Raw genomic sequence first — 20,977 nt, 5'->3', positions numbered from 1 at the left:
TTTTGCCAAGAGGATGCCAAACGCGCGTTTGATCCCTGCCAAACCGTAGGGCATCGTAATGCGTGGACGGTCTCGTCGGGAGACTGCCCTCCCATCTCTCACGGAGATTCTTCGTGTCAAAACGCAGAGTTGTAGTAACCGGCCTGGGCCATGTGTCCCCGGTCGGCAACGACGTCGCCACCGGTTGGGCCAATTTGCTGGCCGGCCACAGCGGCATCGCCAAGATTACCCGTTTCGACGCCAGCGACATGGCTTGCCAGATCGCGGGCGAAGTGAAGGGCTTTGAGATCAGCGACTATATCTCGCCGAAGGAAGCCCGCCGCAACGACCTGTTCATCCATTACGGCATCGCCGCGGCCTTGCAGGCGGTGGCGGACGCTGGGCTGGATGATATTCCGGGCCTGGACAAGACCCGGGTCGGGGTCAACATCGGCTCCGGCATCGGCGGCTTGCCGCTGATCGAGGAAACCGGCGTGGCCTTGCAGGAAGGCGGCCCGCGCAAGATCGGCCCGTTCTTCATTCCGGGCTCGCTGATCAATTTGATCGCCGGCCAGGTATCCATCCTGAAAGGCTATCAGGGTCCGACCTACGGCATCGTATCCGCCTGCACCACCGGCGCGCATTGCATCGGCGATGCGGCGCGGATGATCCAGTACGGTGACGCAGACGTCATGGTGGCCGGCGGCGCCGAAGGCGCGGTTTCCCGCCTGGGCATCGGCGGTTTCGCCGCGATGAAGGCCTTGTCCACGCGCAACGACGACCCGGCCACGGCTTCCCGTCCCTGGGACAAGGGCCGAGACGGCTTCGTCATGGGCGAGGGCGCCGGCGTGCTGGTGCTGGAAGACTATGAGCACGCGGTCAAACGCGGCGCCAAGATCTACGCCGAGTTGATCGGCTTCGGTATGAGTTCGGACGCCCACCACATCACGGCGCCCAGCGCCGAGGGTCCCGCGCGCGGCATAAGCAACGCGCTGCGCGACGCCGGCATCAACGCCGACCAAGTGCAGTACGTGAACGCTCACGGCACGTCCACGCCTTTGGGCGACGCCAATGAAACCACGGCGCTCAAACTGGCCTTTGGCGACCACGCCAAGAAGCTGGTGGTCAACTCCACCAAGTCGATGACCGGCCACTTGCTGGGCGGCGCTGGCGGCGTGGAGGCGATCTACACCATTTTGGCGGTGCACAACCAGGTTTCGCCGCCCACCATCAACCTGCACGATCAGGATGTGGAGGCCGGCTGCGATCTGGACTACGTGGCCAATACCGCTCGCGAGATGAAGATCGATATCGGCATCTCCAACTCCTTCGGTTTCGGCGGCACCAACGGCACGCTGGTGTTCAAGCGCGTCTGATCGTAGTCTTGTCGATTGACAGCCCGAACCGCTGCGCTACACTCGCAGCGGTTTTTCTTTGTTTTCACGCCGTCCGGGTCAAAGCGGGCGGCAAGCTGCGCCGGGCTGCCGGCCCGGGACTTTCTCGATGTTCACTCAGAAACTGGATTTTGCGCCGGACTTGCTGGCGATGCATGCGGCGGATCCGCAAACCTTTCCCTACTTGATGATGTCCTCCGGGGACACTGGCTGGGATCTTTTGTTGCTGGAAGACGGGCGCGAGCTGTTTTACGCGGGCGAAGGCGGCGATTTCCTGCGTCGCTTGGCGGAGTTCAAGCCGCAAGCGGTCGATAACCGCCACCAACTGCCTTTTGTCGGCGGGCATTTTCTTTACCTGGGCTACGATCTGCTGTCCGAGTTCGAGCCCAGCGTGCCCGAAGCGTTGCCGGACAGCTTTCCGCTGGCGGCGTTGGCGCGCACCCCGGCCGCGGTGCTGGTGGATCGCCGCGAGGGCTGCGGCTGGATCGTGGCGGAAAGCGCCGAACTGTGGCAGCGGGCGTTGAGCCTGGCCCAAGCTGCGCCGGTGTTCGCGCCGCGTCCGGTGGCCCTGCGGGGTTTGGAGGAAGATCCGCCGCAGTGGTACACCGACGCGGTCGTCCGTCTCAAGCGCTACATCTACGAAGGCGATGTGTTCCAGGTGAATATTTCGCGCGGCTGGCGCGCCGAGCTGGAAGCCGGCGTGGCCGCCGTCGATCTGTTCTCCGCTCTGCGCCGCGCCAACCCGGCGCCGTTTTCGGCCTTGGCGGACTTTGGCGACGCGCAGATCGTCAGCTCTTCGCCGGAGAGACTGGTGCGGGTGAGCGAGGGATGGGCGGAAACGCGGCCGATCGCCGGCACCCATCCGCGCTCGAAGGACCCGGTGGAAGACGCCGCCTTGAAGCAACGGTTGATTTCCAGCGTCAAGGAGAGGGCGGAGCATGTGATGCTGATCGATCTGGAGCGCAACGATCTGGGGCGTATTTGCCTGCCCGGCAGCGTTGAGGTCAACGAATTGATGGCCGTGGCAAGCTACGCTTATGTTCATCACATTGAATCCAATGTTCGAGGCCGCCTGCGTTCCGGCGTGGGTCCGGCTGACACGCTGCGTGCGTTGTTTCCCGGCGGCACCATCACCGGCTGCCCCAAGGTGCGCACCATGCAAATTATTCGCGAACTGGAAAACAGCGCTAGGCGCGCCTATACCGGCAGCCTTGGCTACCTCAACCGTGACGGCAGCATGGACTTGAACATCCTGATCCGCACTTTCATGCAAGAGGGCGCCTCGCTGCGTTTTCGCGCCGGCGGCGGCATCGTCGCCGATTCCGATCCCGAGCGCGAACTGCAGGAAACCCGCCACAAGGCGCGCGGCCTGCTGCGGGCGCTGGGCGTGGAGCAGGCCTGATGGCGATGCTGATCAATGGCCGCGCCGACGAGGGGGTCGCTGCTGCGGATCGCGGCCTGGCCTACGGCGACGGCGTGTTTCGGACGCTGGAGCTGAGAGAGGGCAAGCCCAGGTTGTGGGCGTGGCAATACGCGCGTTTGTGCGACGACGCGCGCAGGCTGCGCCTGCCCCCGCCGGAGGAGAGCTTGCTGCTGGCGGAACTGGCCGCGGCGGGAGACGGCCTGCCGCGCGCAGCGGCTAAGATTATGCTGACCCGCGGCGCAGGCGCGCGCGGTTATGCGATGCCGGAGGCCCCGTCCTGCACTCGGATCGTCAGCGCCGCGGCCTGGAACGGCTATCCGCCGGAGCGATCTGAACAGGGCGTGACGGCGCGCTGGTGCGAAACCCGCTTGGCCTTGCAGCCGGCTTTGGCCGGCATCAAGCACCTAAACCGGCTGGAGAACGTGCTGGCGCGCTCTGAGTGGCAAGATCCCGCCGTCGCCGAGGGCCTGATGCTGGACATGGAGGGTTGGGTGGCCGAGGGCACGATGAGCAATGTCTACGTGCTGGAAGGCGAAGCGATCGTCACGCCGAGGTTGGACCGTTGCGGTGTGAACGGAGCGGTGCGGGATTGGTTGACCGCGTATTGTTTGGATATCGGACGCTCTTTTACTGAAACGCGACTTTCCACGTCGCGCTTGATTGACGCCGATGCGGTGTTTCTCTCCAATAGCCTGATGGGTATCTGGCAGATTACCCGCTTGGGCGAGCGCAACTGGACACCTCATCCGCTGCTGCGAGCCCTGCAACACAGCCTGTCGCTTCAAGCCTGAAGGTTGAAGCCTGGCGCCGGGAGGGCAGTTCCCGGCGTTGTCGGCAGGCCTGCCCAGACCGCGTCTGCTTTCTTGTCCAAGCCGCCCTTGCCGGGCGGATTCCATTCTTCCGACTGGCGCGCCGTGTCCGGACCGGGCATGGCGGCAAGCGCATGCGCGGATCGCGAACAACATTAAGACCAAGCTCAGAGAGGTTGCCGTGAAATTGATCCTTAAACTACTGGCCGGCATGGCGGTTGGCCTGGCGCTGGGGCTATGGGCCCCGGATGGGCCGCTGGCCTTGCTGATGACTTTCAAAGCCCTGTTCGGGCAGTTCATCGGCTTCATGATTCCGCTGATTATCGTGTTTTACATCATGAGCGGCATCGCCGCGTTGGAGTCCAACTCCGGCAAGATGCTGGGCTGGACCGTGGGGCTGGCCTATTGCTCCACTATTCTGTCCGGTTTGGCGGCCTTCGCCGTCTCCTCCGGCGTGCTGCCGTCGCTGATCGCTCAGGGCGTGCACGCCACCGATAAGCCGGCGGCGATCAAGGCCTTGTTCACGTTGGAGATCAAGCCGCTGTTCGACGTGATGACCGCCTTGATGCTGGCCTTCGTGTTTGGCCTGGGCATCGCCGTCACCCGCGCGCAGCGCCTCAAGGAAGTGGTGGATCAAGGCAAGGACATCGTCGAACTGGTGTTGGCAAAAGTGCTGATTCCGTTGTTGCCTGCCTATATCGCCTGCGTTTTCGCGGAGATGGCGGCCGACGGCTCCGTGTTCTCCACGCTGAAGACCTTTGGCGTGGTACTGGTGCTGGCCATCGCCATGCATTGGATCTGGCTGACCCTGCTGTACACGGTGACGGGCCTCGCCAGCGGCCGCAACCCCTGGTCTTTGATCCGCAATATGCTGCCGGCCTACCTGACCGCGTTGGGCACCATGTCGTCGGCGGCGACGATTCCGGTGGCGCTGCGCTCGGCCAAGCAGATGAAAGTCTCCGGCCCGGTGGCGGATTTCGTGATGCCGCTATGCGCCACGATCCACCTGTGCGGTTCCACCATCACGCTGGTGACTTGCGCCACCGCGGTGATGTTGATGACGGCCGGCCTGGATGTGCCTAGCTGGGATGTGATGTTCCCCTTCATCCTGCTCTTGGGCGTGACCATGGTGGCGGCGCCGGGCGCGCCGGGCGGCGCGGTGATGTCGGCGCTGGGCATCCTGGCCAGCATGTTGCATTTCCCCGAGGCCAGCCTGGCCCTGATGATTGCGCTCTATTTGGCGCAGGATAGTTTCGGCACCGCCTGCAACGTCACCGGCGACGGCGTGATCGCGTTGTGGCTGGACCGCATCATGGGAAGGCCGGCGGGGGAGACGGACGAGGCGGAAGCCAAGCCGGCTTCGCAGCAAGCCTGAATTCGACTCATAGATTTATGCGAACTATACAACGAGCATTTAATTATTTTTAGAGATAAAGAGAGCCATGTATATTGAGCCGGTCTTTCTGGCGCAGTAGAGCGCTGGCGGCTTTCGGCGGCGCTGTCGCCTGAAAGCCGGCCTTTTTCTGTTTGCCGGTTCAATGGAACCGCATGCAGGTTTCTCTCGTATCCTGTTTGGGCCGAACGATGTTCGGCCTTTTTCTTGTTTGTTTTCTTGGCGCATGCCGGGAGGCGCGATGTCGGCGATGGCGGAGTGTGAGGTGGCGGTTTGGGACCTGGGCGCGCCGCGCGCGCAGGCGGCGTTGCCGCGCTTGAATCAGATGCTGGCGCGGCATGGCTTCGAGGAGGAGCCCTTGTCCTGGCGTGATGAGCGCGTGCGCGGACAGCATGAGGACTGGCGCTTTCGCAGCGTCTTCCAGCCGGTGTTCCGTTTGCAGGACGGCGAGCCGAAGTTGTGGTCGGTGGAGGCGCTGGCGCGGGTGTCGGACCGCTTTGGGGGGCAATTGATTCCCACGGTGCTGTTCGCCGCGGAAACCACGCCGCGCCGCACCGTGTATGTGGACCGGCAGCTGCGCTGTCTGCATCTGCTCAATTTCTTGTTGCAAGCGCCGCCGCCGGGCCTGGTGCTGTCGCTAAACGTCAATGCCCAGCACTTGGTGAACGTTAACGAGGCGCATGGGCAGTTTTTCGCCGAGGTCTTGCAACTGCTGGGCGTGCAGCCTAGCCATGTGTGCCTGGAGATTGTCGAGGACGCGGTCAGCGATCCGGTGCGGCTGCATGGCGCGGTGCAACGCTACCGCGATCTGGGCTTCCTGATTTCCCTGGACGACTTTGGCCAGGGCGCGTCCAATCTGGAACGGGTGTGGCTGCTGGAGCCTGATTACGTCAAGTTGGACAAGGTGCTGATGCGGCGTGCCTTGATGCGGCCGGCGTTGCGAGACAAATTGGCCGAGTTGGTGGCCATCCTGAAGCTGCACGGGGCCAAGGTGGTGGGCGAGGGCATAGAAAGCGAGATGCAACTGGACATCGCCCGCGCCGCCGGTTGCGACTTTGTCCAGGGATTTCACTTGGCGCGGCCAGTAGATACCCTGAGCTGGCCGATTTCTTAGAACCTGTTCACGATCTGCTGAGCTGCGGCGATACGGCGTTAAAAACAAGCTCAAAATGCTCATGTACCACTCGACCATTCCGCTTTTTCGCTCGTTTTCGCCTTGCCTCGCTCTTGCCCGCGAGATCGTGAACAGGCTCTTAGAACCAGTTCAAAGTCTGCTGCGCTTCGGCGATACCGCCTTGAAAACGGCTGACACGGTGCGTGTGCATTTCGAAGGGATACTCACCGTGTCACGCCCCACAACGCGCAGCGGATCGTGAACAGCTTCTTAATCCAGCGGCTGAAACCACTCCTCATGGCGGCTTAAGGCCGCAAGTCCGCATTCGGCGCTGACCTCCTGCCAGACGCGGCGGAAAGCGTCCGCGTCGGCTATCTCCTCATAAACTTCCATCCAGGTGCCGGCGTCGTCGCGTCGACGCAGCAGGCGGCCGGCGACGCCAGCGCGGGCCAGAACGCCGGCTTGCAGCGCCCGCAGCCGCGCAAGCAGGGGCGCGTTGTCCGTGTCGACCTTGAAATAGCAATAAAAACTGTAGCTCATCGGATGTCCTATGCAGGGCGCGCGCTTGATGCGTCGCAACGGAGTGGTTGTCAGCCAACACTAGGCAGGTATGATAGCCGTTCTAGGTTCCAAGGCGATGGATAGAGGAGAAGCGGTGCAGCAAGGGATGGATACCCTGGTGGTGGTGGGCGTGGGCCTGATTGGCGGTTCGTTCGCCCTGTCGCTGAAGCGCGCCGGGATGGCGCGGCATGTGATCGGCGTCGGCCGCACCCGGGAAAACCTGGAGCGGGCGCTGGAACTGGGCGTGGTGGACGAAATCAGCCAGGATTTGGCCGAGGTGGCCGGGCGCGCCGATCTGGTGTTGCTGGCCTCGCCGGTGGGGCAGATGGGCGCGCTGATGGCGGCGATGGCGCCGCGGCTGCGGCCGGAGACGGTTGTTACCGACGCCGGCAGCACCAAGGGCGACGTGGTGGAGCTGTACCGCCGGCATCTGCCGGACCAGTTGGCGCATTGCGTGCCGGCGCATCCCATTGCCGGCTCCGATCTATCCGGGGCCGCCGCCGCGCAGTACGGCTTGTACGAAAACCGCAAAGTCGTGCTGACGCCGTTGCCGGAGACCCTGCCTTCCGTCGCCGAGCGAGTGGCGGCGCTATGGCGCGCCTGCGGCGCGGAAATCCACTGCATGACGGCGCAGGAGCACGACGCGGTGTTCGCCACCGTCAGCCACCTGCCGCACTTGCTGGCCTTCGCCTATGTGGACATGGTGGCGGGCAAGGCCGACGCCGAGCGCTGCTTTGATTTCGCCGCCACCGGTTTTCGCGACTTCACTCGCATTGCCGGCAGCCATCCGGAAATGTGGACCGACATCAGCCTGGCCAACCGGGACGCCTTGCTTGAGGAACTCGACCGCTATCGCGCCGGTTTGGACCAATTGCGTCAAATGCTGGCGGCGGGAGACGGAGAGCGCTTGGCGGAGCGTTTCGGCGCGGCGCGCGGCGCGCGCACGCGCTGGCATCAGCAATTCATGCGCAAGGGGTGAAGATGAGCGTCAAAGTGGTGTTGATTACCGGCGCTTCGCGCGGCATAGGCGCGGCGACCGCGCGCCTGGCGGCAGTAGAGGGCTGGCGCGTTGCAGTCAATTACCGCCTTGACCAAACCGGAGCGGAGGCGGTTGTGGCCGAGCTGCGGCAAGCGGGCGCGGACGCCGAAGCGTTTTGCGCAGATGTCTCGCTCGAGGCGGACATCGTGGGCTTGTTCGACGCGGTGGCGGCGCATTTTGGCCGCCTGGACGCGCTGGTCAACAATGCCGGCGTCACCGCGCCAATTGGCCGGCTGGAGGATTACTCGGCGCAACGGGTGGAGCAAGTCTTGCGCAGCAATGTGTTGGGCCCCGTTCTCTGTTGTCGCGAGGCGGTGCGCCGGATGTCCACCCGCCATGGCGGCGTTGGCGGCGCCATCGTCAACGTCTCTTCCGCCGCGTCGCGGCTGGGCTCGGCCGGAGAGTATGTCGATTACGCCGCCAGCAAGGGGGCCATCGATACCCTGACCCTGGGCCTGGCGCGGGAGGTGGCCGCCGAAGGCATCCGCGTCAACGCAGTGCGGCCGGGGCTGATCCATACCGGCATTCATGCCGCCAGCGGCGAGCCCGGCCGGGTGGAGCGCCTGGCCGGCAGCGTGCCGATGGGGCGCGGCGGCGCGGTTGAGGAGGTGGCCGCCGCCATTGTCTGGCTGTTGTCCGACGCCAGCTCTTTCTGTACAGGCAGCTTGCTGGACGTCAGCGGCGGTCGTTGAGCCAGCGCTCGCGCATCAAATTGAGAAACTGGGCCACCAGCGGCGAATCTTCGTCCAGACGGGTGGCCAAGCCCATCGCCAGATAAGCGCCCTCGTCCAACAGCGGCACATAGCGCACGCCGGGGAGCCGCACGCATTCCAGCGGAGAGGGCAGGATGGCGATGCCGAGTCCGGCGGCCACCAGGCCGATTTGGGTGATCGCCTCGCCCGCCTCCTGTCGCGGCCGCCAGTCCATGCCTTGGCGGCGCGCCAGTTCGCGCAGCACCGTATTCAAGCCGGTGCCGGCCTCCTGGGGATAGCCGATCAGGCTCTCTCCGCGCAATTGCTCGAGCCGCAGCGCCGGCAGGCCCGCCAGCGGATGATCAGCGCTGATCACCACCCGCAAAGCGTCCCGCTGCAATTCCACCATCGCGATGTCCTCCATGGGCTCCAGACCGTTGAAGCGCACGAAGCCGATGTCCAGTCGCCGTTGTTGCAAGGCTTGGTATTGGTCTGTGGTGAACATCTCGCGCAGTTTGAGCCGCACTTCCGGAAAGCGCTGGCGATAATCGTGCAAGCCGGTGTGAAGGATGGGGGACAGCGGCAAAGAGGAGGTGAAGCCTATGCTCAACTCTCCGATTTCGCCGCGCGCGGCACGCCGGGCTTCCATCGCGGCCAGTTCCGCGTCGGCCAGAATGCGTTGGGCGCGGCCCAGGAATTGGCGGCCGGCCTCGGTCAGCTCCACCTTGCGCTGGTGGCGGCGCAGCAGCCGCACGCCCAGTTCGGATTCCAGGGCCTGGATCTGCTGGCTGAGCGGAGGCTGGCCAATGTGCAGGCGCTGGGCCGCGCGGGTGAAGTGGAGCTCATCGGCAACCGCAACGAAGTAGCGTAGATGGCGCAGTTCCATGATTGATATTTCAAAAGTATCAAATGATGTTTAAATATATATTGGACTGCGCTTTCGGCCAAGACTAAGCTCAAAGCCATATTTCGCATTGAAAGCTTTTCATGTCCGCCGATTCGTCGTCTCCTTGCCTTCGCGCCCTTGCGCCGCCACCGTCCGAACCCAGCTTTCCCCCGGCCAAATTGCATGCAGGCACCCCAGAATTTCGCGCCACCGCGCGAGCCATGTTTGTCGGCGGCTATTGCACCTTCGCCATGCTTTACGGCGCGCAGCCGCTGATGCCGATGTTCGCTCAGGAGTTCGCCCTGTCGCCGGCCGCCTCCAGCGGCGTGGTGTCGCTGGCCACCGGCAGTCTGGCCCTGAGCCTGATTCCCGCCGGCCTGCTGGCGGATCGCCTGGGCCGGCGCCCCTTGATGAACGCGGCGCTGGCGCTGGGCGCGCTGCTGATGTTGCTGTCTGCGCTGGCGGACAGCTTCCAGCATCTGCTGTGGCTGCGCGCGGCGTTCGGGCTGGCTCTGGCCGGCTTGCCTGCGGTGGCGATGACCTATTTGAGCGAAGAGGTGGACGCCAAGTCACTGGGCCACTCTATGGGCCTGTATATCGCCGGCAATGCGCTGGGCGGGATGAGCGGCCGTTTCATCGCTTCCTTGCTGGCCGATCATCTAGGCTGGCGCTGGGCGTTGCTGACGCTGGCCTTGCTTGGCGTGGCGGGGGCTTGCTTGTTCTGGCGCAATCTGCCCCCGTCGCGTTATTTCCAGCCGCGCAGGCATGATTTCGGCCGCATGTGGCGGGAAGCCAAGGGCTTGTTCCGCGATCCAGGACTGCCCTGGTTGTTCGTCAGCGCCTTTTTGTTGTCCGGTTGTTTCGTCAGCTTGTACAACTATTTGGGTTTTCGTCTGCTGGCCGCGCCGTTCAATATGAGCCAGAGCTTGTTGGGGCTGGTGTTTTCGCTGTATATCGTCGGCGTCTGGTCATCGGCCTGGGTAGGCAAGTTGTCGGACCGCCTGGGCCGGCGCAATGTGCTGTGGCTGATGGTCCTGTCCATGTTGCTGGGGCTGGGCTTGACCCTGAGCGACCGCGTGACGCTGCTGGTAGCCGGCATCGCCTTGTTCACCTTCGGTTTTTTTGCGGGTCATTCGGTGGCCAGCAGCTGGGTGGGGCTGCGGGCGCGGCAGGGGCGGGCGCTGGCCTCGGCCATTTATCTGAGCGCCTACTATCTGGGCTCCAGCTTGGTGGGGTCTTTGTCCGGCCTGATGTGGGGGAGGGGCGGTTGGCAAGGCGTTGCCGCGGTGCTGGCGGCCAGCCTGGCGGCGATGCTGGCGATCAGCCTGGGCTTGAGGCGGCTGCAGCCCTTGCCGCAACCTTGAGCCTGAAAGAAAAAAGCCCTGCGGCTTGGCGCAGGGCTTATTCATTGTGCAGTCGGCACGCAGCGGACTTTGAACCGCTTCTTATTGGATGATGCCGCCGCCCAAGCAGACATCGCCGTCGTACAGGACCGCGGACTGGCCGGGGGTGACCGCCCATTGCTTGTCGCGGAAGGTCAGCGTGGCCTGGCCGTCGACGATGGCGGATAGATTGCAGTTGGCGTCGGCCATGCGGTAGCGGTTCTTGGCGGCGTATTCGCCTGCCGCCGGCGGCGCCGGCAGCGTCCAGCTCAGGTCAGCCATCGCCAAGGTGGGCTTCAGCAGCAGCGGGTGGTCATGGCCTTGCACCACGATCAGCTTGTTGCCGGGAATGTCCTTGCCGGCGACGAACCACGGTTCGCCGGTGCCGTCGCGCGCGCCGCCTATGTTCAGCCCCTTGCGCTGGCCCAGGGTGTAATACATCAGGCCGATGTGCTCGCCCACCACCTTGCCGTCCGGAAGGATCATTTCGCCGGGCTTGGTGGGCAGATAGCGCTGCAGGAATTCGCGGAACGGCCGCTCGCCGATGAAGCAGATGCCGGTGGAGTCCTTCTTGGCCGCAGTGGGCAGGCCGGCTTCCTCGGCCAGCTTGCGCACCTCGGTCTTGCGGATGTCGCCAAGCGGGAAAATGGCCTTGGCCAACTGATGCTGCTGCAGCCGGTACAGGAAGTAGCTCTGATCCTTGGTGTGGTCCACCGCCTTCATCAGATAGTGGGTGCCGTCTTTTTCCAGCTTGCGCGCATAGTGGCCGGTGGCGATGCAGTCGGCGCCCAGCTCCATCGCATAGTCTAGAAAGGCCTTGAACTTGATTTCGGCGTTGCACAGCACGTCGGGGTTGGGCGTGCGGCCGGCGGAGTATTCCTTCAAGAAGTAGGAGAACACGCGGTCCTTGTACTCCTTGGCGAAGTTGACGATTTCCATGTCGATGCCGACGATGTCGGCCACGCTCATCGCGTCCAGCGCATCTTGTTTGATCGAGCAGTACTCGTCATCGTTGTCGTCTTCCCAGTTCTGCATGAAGACGCCGATCACCTCGTGCCCTTGCTGTTTTAGCAGCGAAGCGGTCACCGAGGAGTCCACGCCGCCGGACATGCCGACGACAATTCTTTTCTTACCCGTCACGGGGAATATCCTTCCATCCAAATATCAAGGGCAAGCACCACCGGGGCTTGCCCAAAGTCCTTGAACCAGCTGTCCACCGCCCAGTCCTGGCCGGAAAGCATGTCGCGCAGCACCGCGGTGTAATGCAGATCGAGCAGGCGCGGCGCGCGCCAGGCCGGTTTGCCCACCGTGTGGTATTGCAGCCAGCCGTGATCCTGCAGATAAGTGAGGAAAGTGGTGACATTGCTGCTGTGGTCCACGCAGTCCATGCGGCCTTCGGCGGGTCCGTCGCGGAAATTGCCGCCCTTGTCCTGCCAGATGGGCAGCGTGCGCGCGGCGATGTGATAGAGCGCGGTGACCGCGGCGCCGACGGCGGAACGTTCGGTTTCCGGGCTGTTGGCCTCGGACAGGCGAGCGGCGAGCCAGGCGTCGGCCTCGGCGGAGATGTTTACGTAGGCATGTCTGGAACAGCCGTAATGGTAGCAGATATTGATGGCGCTGGCTTGCGCGGCCCATGGAAACCAGGCCAGCATAGCCAATAGGAAAGGCAATGATCTCAAGGACATGCAGACTCCGGGCTGCGGGCTAAGGCGCCCGCTAGCGGTCGAGGTGGTGGATGAGCGACAGGGGGTGGCGCTTGCCGGCGCGGTAATCGTCCAGGCATTGCTGCACCACGGGGCTGCGATGCCGGGGGCGCAACGCGACGATGTCATCGTGGCTCAGCCATTGCGCGGACAGGATGCCCTCGTCCAGCCGCGGGTAGTCCTCGCGGCGCAAGGGGTGGCCGTAGAAGGCGAAACGCAGATAGGTGATGTCGCTGTTGGGGCGGTCCACCAGATAAATGCCCACCAGCCCCAAGGGCCGGAAGTGCCAGCCGGTTTCTTCCAAAACTTCGCGCTTTACCGCGTCTTCCAGTGTTTCGCCGTATTCCAGATGGCCGGCGGGCTGGTTGAAACAAATGCCATCGCTGGTCACCTCTTCCACCATCAGGTAGCGCCCATCCAACTCAATGACTGCCGCAACTGTCGCATTTGGTTTCCACTGCGTCATGGTCTGCGCTTTCTTGTTGACAATGATTCTTGTTTGAATCTATATTCTTGATAACGATTCTCGATTACTTTAACTCAATCCCGAGTTAACTCACCACCGGAACTGCCATGTACGTTTGCCTCTGCCACGCTGTGACTGACAAGCAAATCCGCGAAGCGGTGCACAATGGGGCAACCCGCATGTGCGATCTGAGCCGCGAGCTCGGGGTGGCGACAGAGTGCGGCAAATGCGCCTGCATGGCTAACCAACTTCGCAAGGAGGCTGTCCACGCGCTTGGACCGGCTTCGACCGCTCGCAGCGCCGCCTAACTCCTGACCTCGCCTGTTGCTAGTCTCGGCCAAGGCCGAGCGAACTGCAAATCTTCCACGCACCGCACCCCGCGGCGCGTAGTCCTTTATTTTGCTTGTGATAACTTGAGACTGGCTCGCGCTATGTCATAATGGAAGAATCATTTCTTCCCGGAGAGCGCGATGCAAGGCGATAAAAAAGTTATCAAGTATCTGAACCAGATCCTCAAGAACGAACTGACCGCGATCAACCAGTACTTTTTGCATGCCCGCATGTACAAGAACTGGGGTTTGAAGAAACTGAACGAGCACGAATACCACGAGTCCATCGATGAGATGAAGCATGCCGACGCGTTGATCGAGCGCGTGCTGTTTCTGGAAGGTTTGCCGAATCTGCAGGACCTGGGCAAGTTGCATATCGGCGAGAATCCGAAGGAAATGCTGGAATGCGACTTGAAGTTGGAAATGGACGCGCTGCCGGTGTTGCGCGAAGCCATTGCCTACTGTGAAAGCGCCAAGGACTATGTGACCCGCGACTTGCTGGAAGACATTCTGGAGAGCGAGGAAGAGCACGTGGACTGGCTGGAGACGCAACTGGGCTTGATCGAAAGCGTGGGGCTGCAGAACTACCTGCAAAGCCAGATGCACGACGATTAAACGCGGCCAGGTTTCGACCGGGTCGGGAAAGAAAAAGGGCTGTCTTGCGACAGCCCTTTTTGCATGCGGCGCCCGCCGCCTTATTTCTTTTTGTCCGTATTCTTGTCGGTGCTGGGCTGGGAGGCGTCGCGCGGGCTTTCCGCCTCGGCTTCCTCCCAAGGCAGGGCCACTTTCTTTTTATTGATGGTCAGCACGCCGCTGCCGTAATTGAGCTCGGTGTTGATCTGGCCCTTGTCCTCGACGATGTACTGCTCGCTCTTCCACTGCGCCAACTGGCTGTCCAGCAGGTTCTTGGCCAGGTCTTCCACTTCCTTCATGTTCGGCTGGTCCTCGGCGCTCTGATCGACGGTGAACAGCGTGCGCGCTTGGGCGATCACCAGGTCTTCCAGCGTCTGGCGCGGCAGGCTGAGCTTGGCGTCCACTTCGAAGCGCCGGATGAACTGCGCCGCGTCGTTGAGGTCCGCGGGCTGCAGGCCCTTGACGCCCAGGCTGCCTTCCAGCTTGGCTTCGCCGTTGGGCATTTTCAGGTAGAACTCGTTGATCACCACCTTGGGGTCGTTCTGCAGCAGCGGAATGCCGTTCTTCTTGATGGTGTCGATGTATTGCTTGCGCAGCAGCGCGGGGTCTACGCCCTCGAACGGGATTTGGCCGATGGCCTGGTCCAGTTTGACCAGCGTCGGGCCGTGCAGGTGGTTGGCCGAGATATCCAGGCGCATCGGGCCGTAGCGGTGGTCGTTGAAGTTGAACTCGGCGAAGTTGAGCTTGCCGCGGGTGTTGACGTAGTCGTCCTGCTCGCTGGTGACGATTTGATAGCGGAAATCCTTTAGCGTCACCGCGGACGGCTTGAATTCGCCGGACGGGTTGATGAACTCGCCAACGCGCACGCGGGTCATCAGATAGACCAGCTCGTTCAGCTTGATGCTGTAGGGCACGCTTTCGCGGGAGTTGAGCCGGACATTGCCCACGGTCAGTTCGCTGGTGCCCAGCTTGACGCCGGTGCTGCCCGGACGGATGTCGGAAACGTAGCGCACGCCGTCGAAGGCGACCGTGCCTTTGCTGGCGGCTTCCAGCAGGAAGCCGGGAGACAGCGCTTCGGTTTTGTATTCCTTGTAGCCGTTTGCGTAGTCGAGCTTCAGGTCAAAGCCCTTCCATTTCATCTTCACGCCGGACAGCGCTTCCTCATAGTCGAAGGCCGGAACCTTGACGTCCAGTTCGCCGCCGCCGCCGAAGCCCAGACGGTTGAAGATGGTGATGGGTTCCTTGTCGCCGAAGAAGCTGGCCAGCGTCTTGCGGGTGGAGTCGCTCATCGCGAACTCCGTGCGCACCAGCGCGCGGCCGGGCCGGAAGTCGAAATCGCCGATGCCGGGAAGGGGGCCGTGCTTGACGTGGTTGGTGAACTTGATGGTGGCGTTCAACAAGGGCTTCACATTGTCGGGCAGCATGTTTTCATACGGGCCGGACAAATGGCGGTTGAACACCAGTTCTGTGGTTTCCGTGGAGGAGAACCAACCGCGTTGGTAGCTGTGGGATTTGACTTTGAACAGCGGCAGGTCGGCCAGCATCTTGTGCTGTTCCTGCAAGGTCTGCTCCGCCTTGACGCCGGCCCATAGGGTTGCGCCTCCATACAGAACGAACAGGCCACCGAGGGTGGCGCCGGCAATGATCAGACGACGATTTGGCAACACTAGCGCTTTTTCTTAACTAGGATGGAATGAAGCCCTATGGTACACCATCGTCCGCCGCTTGCGTTACTGCCGGCGAGTGAACCCAAGAGCGCTGGCGGGGTCCAAACTCGCGTTTGCGGCGGATGGATAATCGGCGAAAACGCAAAACGGTCTGACATTGGCGGACCGCTTGTATAGAATAGAGTCTTTCTTCTAGTTTGATTTACGAGGCGCGATTAGTACATGAATTGGATAAACGGCGTGCTTGACCTCCCCTGGTGGGGCTATATCGTGGTCGCTTTGGCTCTGACCCACGTCACCATCGCAGCGGTCACCATCTTTCTGCATCGTCACCAAGCGCACCGCGCGCTCGATTTGCATCCCATTCCCAGCCACTTCTTCCGTTTCTGGTTGTGGCTGACCACAGGCATGGTCACCAAACAGTGGGCCGCCATCCATCGCAAGCATCACGCCAAGTGCGAGACTGCGGACGACCCGCACAGCCCGCAGGTCTTGGGCATCAAGAAGGTATTGTGGGAGGGCGCGGAACTGTACCGCGGCGCCTGCAAGGATCAGGCCATCATGGACAAGTTCGGCCACGGCACCCCGGACGATTGGCTGGAACGCAATGTCTACACTCGTCACAGCGCCAAGGGCATCGTGCTGATGTTGCTGATCAATCTGGTGTTGTTCGGGCCTATTGGGCTGACGATCTGGGCGGTGCAGATGATCTGGATCCCGTTCTGGGCGGCCGGCGTCATCAACGGCATTGGCCACTTCTGGGGCTACCGCAACTTCGAGAACGAGGACGCGTCCACCAATATCTTCCCCTGGGGCATCCTTGTGGGGGGCGAAGAGTTGCACAATAACCACCATACCTTCGGCACCTCGGCCAAGCTGTCGTATAAATGGTACGAGTTCGACATCGGCTGGATGTATATCCGCATTCTGGAAATCCTGGGTCTGGCCAAGGTGCGCAAGGTGGCGCCGCGCTTGGCCGAGGACGCTTCGCGTCCGCAATTGGATCTTGAACATTTGCAGGCCATCATTTCCAACCGCTACGCCATCGCTTCCCGTTACGCGCGTGAGTTGAAGGAGGTGTATCGCAGCGAGTTGGACAAGATCAATCTGCCCGACTTTTCCGGCAGCAAGCTGAGCCGCAAGATGAAAGTGTGGTTGAAGCAGGACGCCAAGGACACGCCGGAAACCGAGCGCATGCAGTTGGCCGCTTTGATGGAACACAGCCAGGTGCTGGCCACGGTGTATTCGATGCGTCAGGAGTTGACCCGCCTGTGGGAGCGCTCCACACTGAGCCGCGAGCAACTGCTCAAGGAGCTGCAGGACTGGTGCACCCGCGCCGAGGCTTCGGGCATCGCCGCCTTGCAGCGTTTCTCGATAAGCTTGCGTCAGGCCGCAATGGTTTAAGCCGGTTTGATTCGATAAAAACCCGCAGCGCGCTGCGGGTTTTTTTGCGTCCGCGCGGGTTGGCAACCATGCTTTTTTGCATGCCAATTAGATTTGTTTTTTATATAAAAATAAGAAATAAAATTTATATTTGTAATAATATTTGGAAATATAATGGGCCATCTTGATGCAACTCTGCGAGATGGACATGGCTACACTGCAACTGACCGACGGGGCGAGCGAGCTGCCCTATATTCATGGTTTTTCCGCTACCGAGCAGGCGCGTTTGGTGCGCCAGGCGCGCTTCTCAGAATCCGTCGTGTACCGGGACATCGATTTCTCCGGCGTCGGCCAATTGCTGGAAGTAGGGTGCGGCGTCGGTGCGCAGACCGAGATTCTGTTGCGGCGCTATCCTGATCTGGAGGTGACCGGCGTCGACTTCAGCCAGCGTCAGTTGGCTGTGGCGCGCCAGCGTCTGCAAGGCAGCCCATGGCAGGACCGTGCTCGGCTGCTGCATATGGATGCCGAGGATTTGGACTTCCAGCCGGCCAGCTTCGACGCCGCCTTCCTGTGCTGGGTGCTGGAGCATGTATTGTCGCCGGAGCGGGTGTTGGCCGAGGTGCGTCGCGTCTTGAAGCCTGGCGCGCGGCTCTACGCCACCGAGGCGATGAACGCTTCTTTCTTCCTGTCGCCTTATTCCTCCCATCTGCAGCAATACTGGCTGGCTTTCAATGATCATCAACTGGCGGTAGGAGGAGATCCCTTCGTTGGCGCCAAGCTGGGCAATATGCTGCTGCGGCTGGGTTTCCGCCATGTCGAAACCCAGGTCAAGACCTGGCATCTGGATAGCCGCGACCCGCACCGCCGACAGCAAGTGCTGGACTATTGGACCGAGCTGTTGTTGTCGGCCGCGGATCAACTGATCGAGGCCGGACGAGTGGACGCCGGGCTGGTGGCGGCGATGACGCGGGAACTGCGCCAATTGCGCAGCAATCCGGAGCTGGTGTTTTTCTATAGTTTTCTGCAAGCCACCGCCGTGGTGTGAAGCGGCGGTTTTTTTTACTCTCTATATAACTACAAGTTTTTAAAAATAATATTTATATGCGGTAGCTAGGAGATTTCAATATGCAAGACCAATCCGTTTTGTCCTTGATCGGCAATACGCCGCTGGTAAAGGTGGCGCATCTGGACACCGGCCTGTGCGAGCTGTATTTGAAACTGGAAAGCCACAATCCGGGCGGTTCGATCAAGGACCGGGTGGCGTTGTCGATGATTGCCGCGGCCGAGCGCGAAGGCAAGCTGAAACCGGGCGGAACCATTGTCGAGGCCACCGCCGGCAACACCGGTTTGGGGTTGGCGCTGGTGGCTTCGCAAAAAGGCTATCGGCTGGTGCTGGTGGTGCCGGACAAGATGAGTCGGGAGAAGATTCTGCATCTGCAGGCCTTGGGCGCGGAAGTGGTGCTGACCCGGTCCGACGTGGGCAAGGGGCATCCGGAGTATTACCAGGACTTGGCCGCGCGTATCGCCAAGGAAACGCCGGACGCTTATTACATCGACCAGTTCAACAACCCGGCCAATCCGCTGGCGCATGAAACCGGCACCGGCCCGGAGATCTGGGAGCAGATGCGTCATGAACTGGACGCGGTGGTGGTGGGCGTCGGCTCCAGCGGCACCTTGACCGGGCTGACGCGTTTTTTCAGCCGAGAGGCGCCGCAAGTGGAGATCGTGCTGGCGGATCCGGTGGGCTCGGTATTGGCCGACCATGTTGAAACCGGGCGGCACGGCGAGGCCGGCAGCTGGCTGATCGAAGGCATAGGCGAGGACTTCATCCCGCCGCAAACCGATTTCAGCCTGGTCAAGCGCGCTTATCGCATCAGCGATCAGGAAAGCTTCGACAGCGCCCGCCTTTTGCTGAGCCAGGAGGGCATTCTGGCCGGATCCTCGTCCGGAGCGCTGCTGGCGGCGGCCTTGCGTTATTGCCGCGCCCAAACCGAGCCCAAGCGGGTGGTGACGCTGGTGTGCGACAGCGGCAACAAGTATCTATCCAAAATGTACAACGACGATTGGCTGGTGGACAACGGCTTGGTGGAGCTGCCGCGGCTGGGCGATCTGACCGACTTGATCGTGCGCCGCCACGCCGACGGCAGCACCGTTTCCTGCCACCCGGACGAGCCCTTGAACGTGGTGTATCAACGCATGCGCCTGCACGATGTGTCGCAGTTGCCGGTGCTGGCCGATGACAAGGTGGTCGGCATTCTGGACGAGTGGGATTTGCTGCTGTCAGTGCACGGCGAGCCGGAAAACTTCCGTCAGAACGTGCGCAGCGCGATGACCAGCGAGGTGCGCACCCTGTCGCCGCGGGCTTCTTTGCAGGATCTGCTGCATATTTTCAACGACGGCCACGTTGCCTTGATGGTGGACGGCGAGCGCTATCTGGGCCTGATCACTCAGGCCGACCTGCTGGCTTTCTGGCGCCGTCAGCCGCGCTCGCGCTCCGTTTAGTCCTAATTAAGCGCCGGTCCGAACGGGACCGGCCATCCGTATTGAAAGTAAACGCCATGACCGATTTCAACACTTTATCCATCACCGCCGGACTGCATCAGGACGCCTTCGGCGCGGTAATTCCGCCCATCTACGCCACCTCCACTTACCGGCAGTACGCGCCGGGCGAACACAGCGGCTACGAGTATTCACGTTCGCAGAACCCGACGCGCGAAGCCTTGGAGCGCGCTTTGGCGGAGCTGGAAGACGGCGTGCGCGGCTACGCCTTTCCCTCCGGCCTGGCGGCCATCGCCACGGTGCTGGAGCTGCTGCCGGCGGGCAGCCACCTGATCGCGGTCAACGATCTGTACGGCGGCACTTATAGATTGTTCGAGCAGGTGCGCAAGCAAAGCGCTCAGCTGGAGATTAGCTATGTGGCGTCGGAGGACTTAGAGGCCTTGCAGGCGGCGATCCGACCGAACACCCGCATGATTTGGGTGGAAACCCCGTCCAATCCGCTGAACCAGCTGGTGGATTTGGCGGCGGTGGCCGAGCTGGGACGGCGGCACGGCCTGATCACGGTGGCGGATAACACCTTCGCCTCGCCGGTGGTGCAACGGCCGCTGGCTTTCGGTTTCGACATCGTCGTCCATTCCGCCACTAAATATCTGAACGGTCATTCCGACGTGATCGCCGGCGCGGCGGTGGTGAGCCGGCGGCGGCCTGAGCTGGCCGAGCAGCTGGCTTTCCTGCACAACGCCGTCGGCGCGGTGCTGGACCCGTTCGCCAGTTTCTTGGTGTTGCGCGGCTTGCGCACGCTGGCCCTGCGGGTGGAGCGCCACAACAGCAACGCGCTGGCGGTGGCGCGCTGGCTGGAAGCCCAGCCGCAGGTGGAGCGGGTATTGTATCCGGGCCTGGCCAGCCATCCGCAACATGAGCTGGCGCGCAGGCAGATGCAGGGTTTCGGCGGTGTGGTGTCTTTCTATTTGAAAGGCGACGCCGAAGAAACCCGGCGGGTGCTGGCGCGTTTGAAGTTGTTCACGCTGGCGGAAAGCCTGGGCGGAGTGGAGAGCCTGGTGTGCCTGCCGGCGGCGATGACGCATGCGTCGATTCCGCTTGAACGTCGGCGCGAGCTGGGCATTGCCGATAATCTGATCCGTTTGTCGGTGGGCATCGAGGGCGAGGCCGCGCTGATCGAGGACTTGCGTCAGGCATGGCAATAGCCTGCGCGACCGGGTTAGAATCTTTGTCTTGATCCGACTCACCAAGGGGAATCCGCATGAGCATTTATCGTCACAAGCAAGGCGCGCGTCTGGCAGAAGCCGTGGTCACCAACGGCCTGATCTTCCTGGCTGGCCAGGTGCCGGAAAACACCGACGCCGACGCCAAGGCGCAAACTGAAAACGTGCTGGGCCAGATCGACGCGCTGTTGGCGGAGCTGGATTCGGACAAGAGCAAGATCGTCGATGTCACCATCTTCTTGGCCAGCCTGGCCGATTACGATGCGATGAACGCCGCCTGGGACGCCTGGGTGCCGGCTGGAAGCGTGCCTGCGCGCGCTACGGTGGAAGCCAAGCTGGCCAATCCGGCCTGGAAAGTGGAAATCAAGCTGGTGGCCGCACGCTAAGAACGTGTTTACGATC

Annotated in this window: 21 protein-coding genes; 15 read left to right on the top strand and 6 right to left on the bottom strand. The window is 62.1% G+C overall.

Annotated elements, in window-relative coordinates; all coding sequences use genetic code 11:
* Positions 1 to 113: 113 nt before the first annotated feature.
* From fabF to DXT74_RS20005, 5 genes are all read left to right on the top strand, one after another.
* Positions 114 to 1,355 carry a beta-ketoacyl-ACP synthase II gene (fabF, locus tag DXT74_RS20025; RefSeq protein WP_039756356.1) on the top strand — a complete coding sequence of 414 codons (1,242 nt, stop codon included), beginning with the start codon at positions 114 to 116 and terminating at the stop codon, positions 1,353 to 1,355.
* Positions 1,356 to 1,482: 127 nt separating this feature from the next.
* Positions 1,483 to 2,775, top strand: coding sequence for an aminodeoxychorismate synthase component I (locus tag DXT74_RS20020; RefSeq protein WP_043635854.1), 1,293 nt, complete (start codon positions 1,483 to 1,485; stop codon positions 2,773 to 2,775).
* Positions 2,775 to 3,587 (top strand): aminodeoxychorismate lyase, encoded by an 813-nt coding sequence (gene pabC, locus DXT74_RS20015; RefSeq protein WP_194426850.1) that lies wholly within the window; start codon positions 2,775 to 2,777, stop codon positions 3,585 to 3,587. The genes DXT74_RS20020 and pabC overlap by 1 nt, the downstream gene beginning before the upstream one ends.
* A 199-nt stretch (positions 3,588 to 3,786) precedes the next feature.
* Positions 3,787 to 4,980 (top strand): dicarboxylate/amino acid:cation symporter, encoded by a 1,194-nt coding sequence (locus DXT74_RS20010; protein WP_114153768.1) that lies wholly within the window; start codon positions 3,787 to 3,789, stop codon positions 4,978 to 4,980.
* A gap of 259 nt (positions 4,981 to 5,239) precedes the next feature.
* Entirely contained in the window at positions 5,240 to 6,112 is an 873-nt protein-coding gene (locus DXT74_RS20005) for an EAL domain-containing protein (protein WP_194426849.1), read from the top strand.
* Between the two features lie 270 nt (positions 6,113 to 6,382).
* Here the strand turns inward: DXT74_RS20005 and DXT74_RS20000 are convergent, their stop codons facing one another.
* On the bottom strand, positions 6,383 to 6,652 hold the full coding sequence (locus DXT74_RS20000) for a DUF4936 family protein (RefSeq protein WP_043635846.1): 270 nt from the start codon (positions 6,650 to 6,652) through the stop codon (positions 6,383 to 6,385).
* Positions 6,653 to 6,722: 70 nt separating this feature from the next.
* Here DXT74_RS20000 and DXT74_RS19995 point away from each other — a divergent pair, with 70 nt between their 5' ends.
* Together DXT74_RS19995 and DXT74_RS19990 are read left to right on the top strand one after the other, a co-directional pair.
* Complete coding sequence (locus DXT74_RS19995) at positions 6,723 to 7,652, top strand: prephenate dehydrogenase/arogenate dehydrogenase family protein (RefSeq protein ID WP_231138232.1); 930 nt, start codon at positions 6,723 to 6,725, stop codon at positions 7,650 to 7,652.
* 2 nt (positions 7,653 to 7,654) lie between these two features.
* Positions 7,655 to 8,404, top strand: coding sequence for an SDR family oxidoreductase (locus DXT74_RS19990; RefSeq protein WP_081546180.1), 750 nt, complete (start codon positions 7,655 to 7,657; stop codon positions 8,402 to 8,404).
* On the opposite strand, the gene DXT74_RS19985 is transcribed toward DXT74_RS19990, so the two are convergent.
* Positions 8,388 to 9,290 carry a LysR family transcriptional regulator gene (locus tag DXT74_RS19985; RefSeq protein ID WP_194426848.1) on the bottom strand — a complete coding sequence of 301 codons (903 nt, stop codon included), beginning with the start codon at positions 9,288 to 9,290 and terminating at the stop codon, positions 8,388 to 8,390. The genes DXT74_RS19990 and DXT74_RS19985 overlap by 17 nt on opposite strands.
* Positions 9,291 to 9,511: 221 nt before the next feature.
* Here DXT74_RS19985 and DXT74_RS19980 point away from each other — a divergent pair, with 221 nt between their 5' ends.
* Positions 9,512 to 10,654, top strand: coding sequence for an MFS transporter (locus DXT74_RS19980; protein WP_231138231.1), 1,143 nt, complete (start codon positions 9,512 to 9,514; stop codon positions 10,652 to 10,654).
* A gap of 81 nt (positions 10,655 to 10,735) precedes the next feature.
* Here DXT74_RS19980 and mnmA read toward each other — a convergent pair whose 3' ends face one another.
* Genes mnmA through DXT74_RS19965 form a run of 3 tightly spaced genes read right to left on the bottom strand, consistent with a single transcriptional unit; the run spans position 10,736 to position 12,841 of the window.
* A complete protein-coding gene (gene mnmA / locus DXT74_RS19975; RefSeq protein WP_194426846.1) occupies positions 10,736 to 11,812 on the bottom strand; it encodes a tRNA 2-thiouridine(34) synthase MnmA in 1,077 nt (358 codons plus the stop codon).
* Positions 11,809 to 12,357 (bottom strand): hypothetical protein, encoded by a 549-nt coding sequence (locus DXT74_RS19970; RefSeq protein WP_231138230.1) that lies wholly within the window; start codon positions 12,355 to 12,357, stop codon positions 11,809 to 11,811. The genes mnmA and DXT74_RS19970 overlap by 4 nt, the downstream gene beginning before the upstream one ends.
* Before the next feature lie 31 nt (positions 12,358 to 12,388).
* The gene (locus tag DXT74_RS19965) at positions 12,389 to 12,841 is read right to left on the bottom strand and encodes an NUDIX hydrolase (protein WP_043635827.1); all 453 of its coding nucleotides are present in this window, start codon (positions 12,839 to 12,841) and stop codon (positions 12,389 to 12,391) included.
* Positions 12,842 to 12,948: 107 nt separating this feature from the next.
* Here DXT74_RS19965 and DXT74_RS23250 point away from each other — a divergent pair, with 107 nt between their 5' ends.
* Both DXT74_RS23250 and bfr read left to right on the top strand, forming a co-directional pair.
* Entirely contained in the window at positions 12,949 to 13,149 is a 201-nt protein-coding gene (locus DXT74_RS23250) for a (2Fe-2S)-binding protein (RefSeq protein ID WP_043635824.1), read from the top strand.
* Positions 13,150 to 13,311: 162 nt separating this feature from the next.
* Complete coding sequence (gene bfr, locus DXT74_RS19955) at positions 13,312 to 13,785, top strand: bacterioferritin (RefSeq protein WP_019103979.1); 474 nt, start codon at positions 13,312 to 13,314, stop codon at positions 13,783 to 13,785.
* Positions 13,786 to 13,865: 80 nt separating this feature from the next.
* Here bfr and DXT74_RS19950 read toward each other — a convergent pair whose 3' ends face one another.
* Positions 13,866 to 15,470 carry a YdgA family protein gene (locus DXT74_RS19950; protein WP_019103978.1) on the bottom strand — a complete coding sequence of 535 codons (1,605 nt, stop codon included), beginning with the start codon at positions 15,468 to 15,470 and terminating at the stop codon, positions 13,866 to 13,868.
* 222 nt (positions 15,471 to 15,692) lie between these two features.
* Here DXT74_RS19950 and DXT74_RS19945 point away from each other — a divergent pair, with 222 nt between their 5' ends.
* The 5 genes from DXT74_RS19945 (at position 15,693) to DXT74_RS19925 (ending at position 20,961) form a co-directional block, all read left to right on the top strand.
* Positions 15,693 to 16,874, top strand: a complete 1,182-nt coding sequence (locus tag DXT74_RS19945) for a fatty acid desaturase (RefSeq protein ID WP_019103977.1) — start codon at positions 15,693 to 15,695, stop codon at positions 16,872 to 16,874.
* 187 nt (positions 16,875 to 17,061) lie between these two features.
* Complete coding sequence (locus DXT74_RS19940; RefSeq protein WP_019103975.1) at positions 17,062 to 17,898, top strand: class I SAM-dependent methyltransferase; 837 nt, start codon at positions 17,062 to 17,064, stop codon at positions 17,896 to 17,898.
* An 80-nt stretch (positions 17,899 to 17,978) separates the two neighbouring features.
* Complete coding sequence (locus DXT74_RS19935; RefSeq protein ID WP_019103974.1) at positions 17,979 to 19,355, top strand: cystathionine beta-synthase; 1,377 nt, start codon at positions 17,979 to 17,981, stop codon at positions 19,353 to 19,355.
* 56 nt (positions 19,356 to 19,411) lie between these two features.
* Positions 19,412 to 20,557 (top strand): PLP-dependent aspartate aminotransferase family protein, encoded by a 1,146-nt coding sequence (locus tag DXT74_RS19930; RefSeq protein ID WP_019103973.1) that lies wholly within the window; start codon positions 19,412 to 19,414, stop codon positions 20,555 to 20,557.
* A gap of 56 nt (positions 20,558 to 20,613) precedes the next feature.
* Positions 20,614 to 20,961: a RidA family protein gene (locus DXT74_RS19925; RefSeq protein WP_043591820.1), complete on the top strand. Its 348-nt coding sequence runs from the start codon at positions 20,614 to 20,616 to the stop codon at positions 20,959 to 20,961.
* Positions 20,962 to 20,977 lie beyond the last annotated feature (16 nt).

Origin of the sequence: Chromobacterium sp. Rain0013 (assembly GCF_015291765.1) — a bacterium.
GTDB lineage: Bacteria > Pseudomonadota > Gammaproteobacteria > Burkholderiales > Chromobacteriaceae > Chromobacterium > Chromobacterium haemolyticum.
This window is presented reverse-complemented; position numbering and strand designations above follow the sequence as displayed.

Coding starts and splice junctions, on each gene's coding strand:
- DXT74_RS19945 (WP_019103977.1), top strand. CDS start 15,693: ATGAATTGGATAAACGGCGTGCTTGACCTCCCCTGGTGGGGCTATATC.
- DXT74_RS20005 (WP_194426849.1), top strand. CDS start 5,240: ATGTCGGCGATGGCGGAGTGTGAGGTGGCGGTTTGGGACCTGGGCGCG.
- DXT74_RS19965 (WP_043635827.1), bottom strand. CDS start 12,841: ATGACGCAGTGGAAACCAAATGCGACAGTTGCGGCAGTCATTGAGTTG.
- DXT74_RS19970 (WP_231138230.1), bottom strand. CDS start 12,357: ATGTCCTTGAGATCATTGCCTTTCCTATTGGCTATGCTGGCCTGGTTT.
- bfr (WP_019103979.1), top strand. CDS start 13,312: ATGCAAGGCGATAAAAAAGTTATCAAGTATCTGAACCAGATCCTCAAG.
- DXT74_RS19930 (WP_019103973.1), top strand. CDS start 19,412: ATGACCGATTTCAACACTTTATCCATCACCGCCGGACTGCATCAGGAC.
- DXT74_RS20020 (WP_043635854.1), top strand. CDS start 1,483: ATGTTCACTCAGAAACTGGATTTTGCGCCGGACTTGCTGGCGATGCAT.
- DXT74_RS20000 (WP_043635846.1), bottom strand. CDS start 6,652: ATGAGCTACAGTTTTTATTGCTATTTCAAGGTCGACACGGACAACGCG.
- DXT74_RS19985 (WP_194426848.1), bottom strand. CDS start 9,290: ATGGAACTGCGCCATCTACGCTACTTCGTTGCGGTTGCCGATGAGCTC.
- DXT74_RS19990 (WP_081546180.1), top strand. CDS start 7,655: ATGAGCGTCAAAGTGGTGTTGATTACCGGCGCTTCGCGCGGCATAGGC.
- pabC (WP_194426850.1), top strand. CDS start 2,775: ATGGCGATGCTGATCAATGGCCGCGCCGACGAGGGGGTCGCTGCTGCG.
- DXT74_RS19940 (WP_019103975.1), top strand. CDS start 17,062: ATGGCTACACTGCAACTGACCGACGGGGCGAGCGAGCTGCCCTATATT.
- DXT74_RS19980 (WP_231138231.1), top strand. CDS start 9,512: ATGTTTGTCGGCGGCTATTGCACCTTCGCCATGCTTTACGGCGCGCAG.
- DXT74_RS19925 (WP_043591820.1), top strand. CDS start 20,614: ATGAGCATTTATCGTCACAAGCAAGGCGCGCGTCTGGCAGAAGCCGTG.
- DXT74_RS23250 (WP_043635824.1), top strand. CDS start 12,949: ATGTACGTTTGCCTCTGCCACGCTGTGACTGACAAGCAAATCCGCGAA.
- DXT74_RS19935 (WP_019103974.1), top strand. CDS start 17,979: ATGCAAGACCAATCCGTTTTGTCCTTGATCGGCAATACGCCGCTGGTA.
- DXT74_RS19995 (WP_231138232.1), top strand. CDS start 6,723: ATGATAGCCGTTCTAGGTTCCAAGGCGATGGATAGAGGAGAAGCGGTG.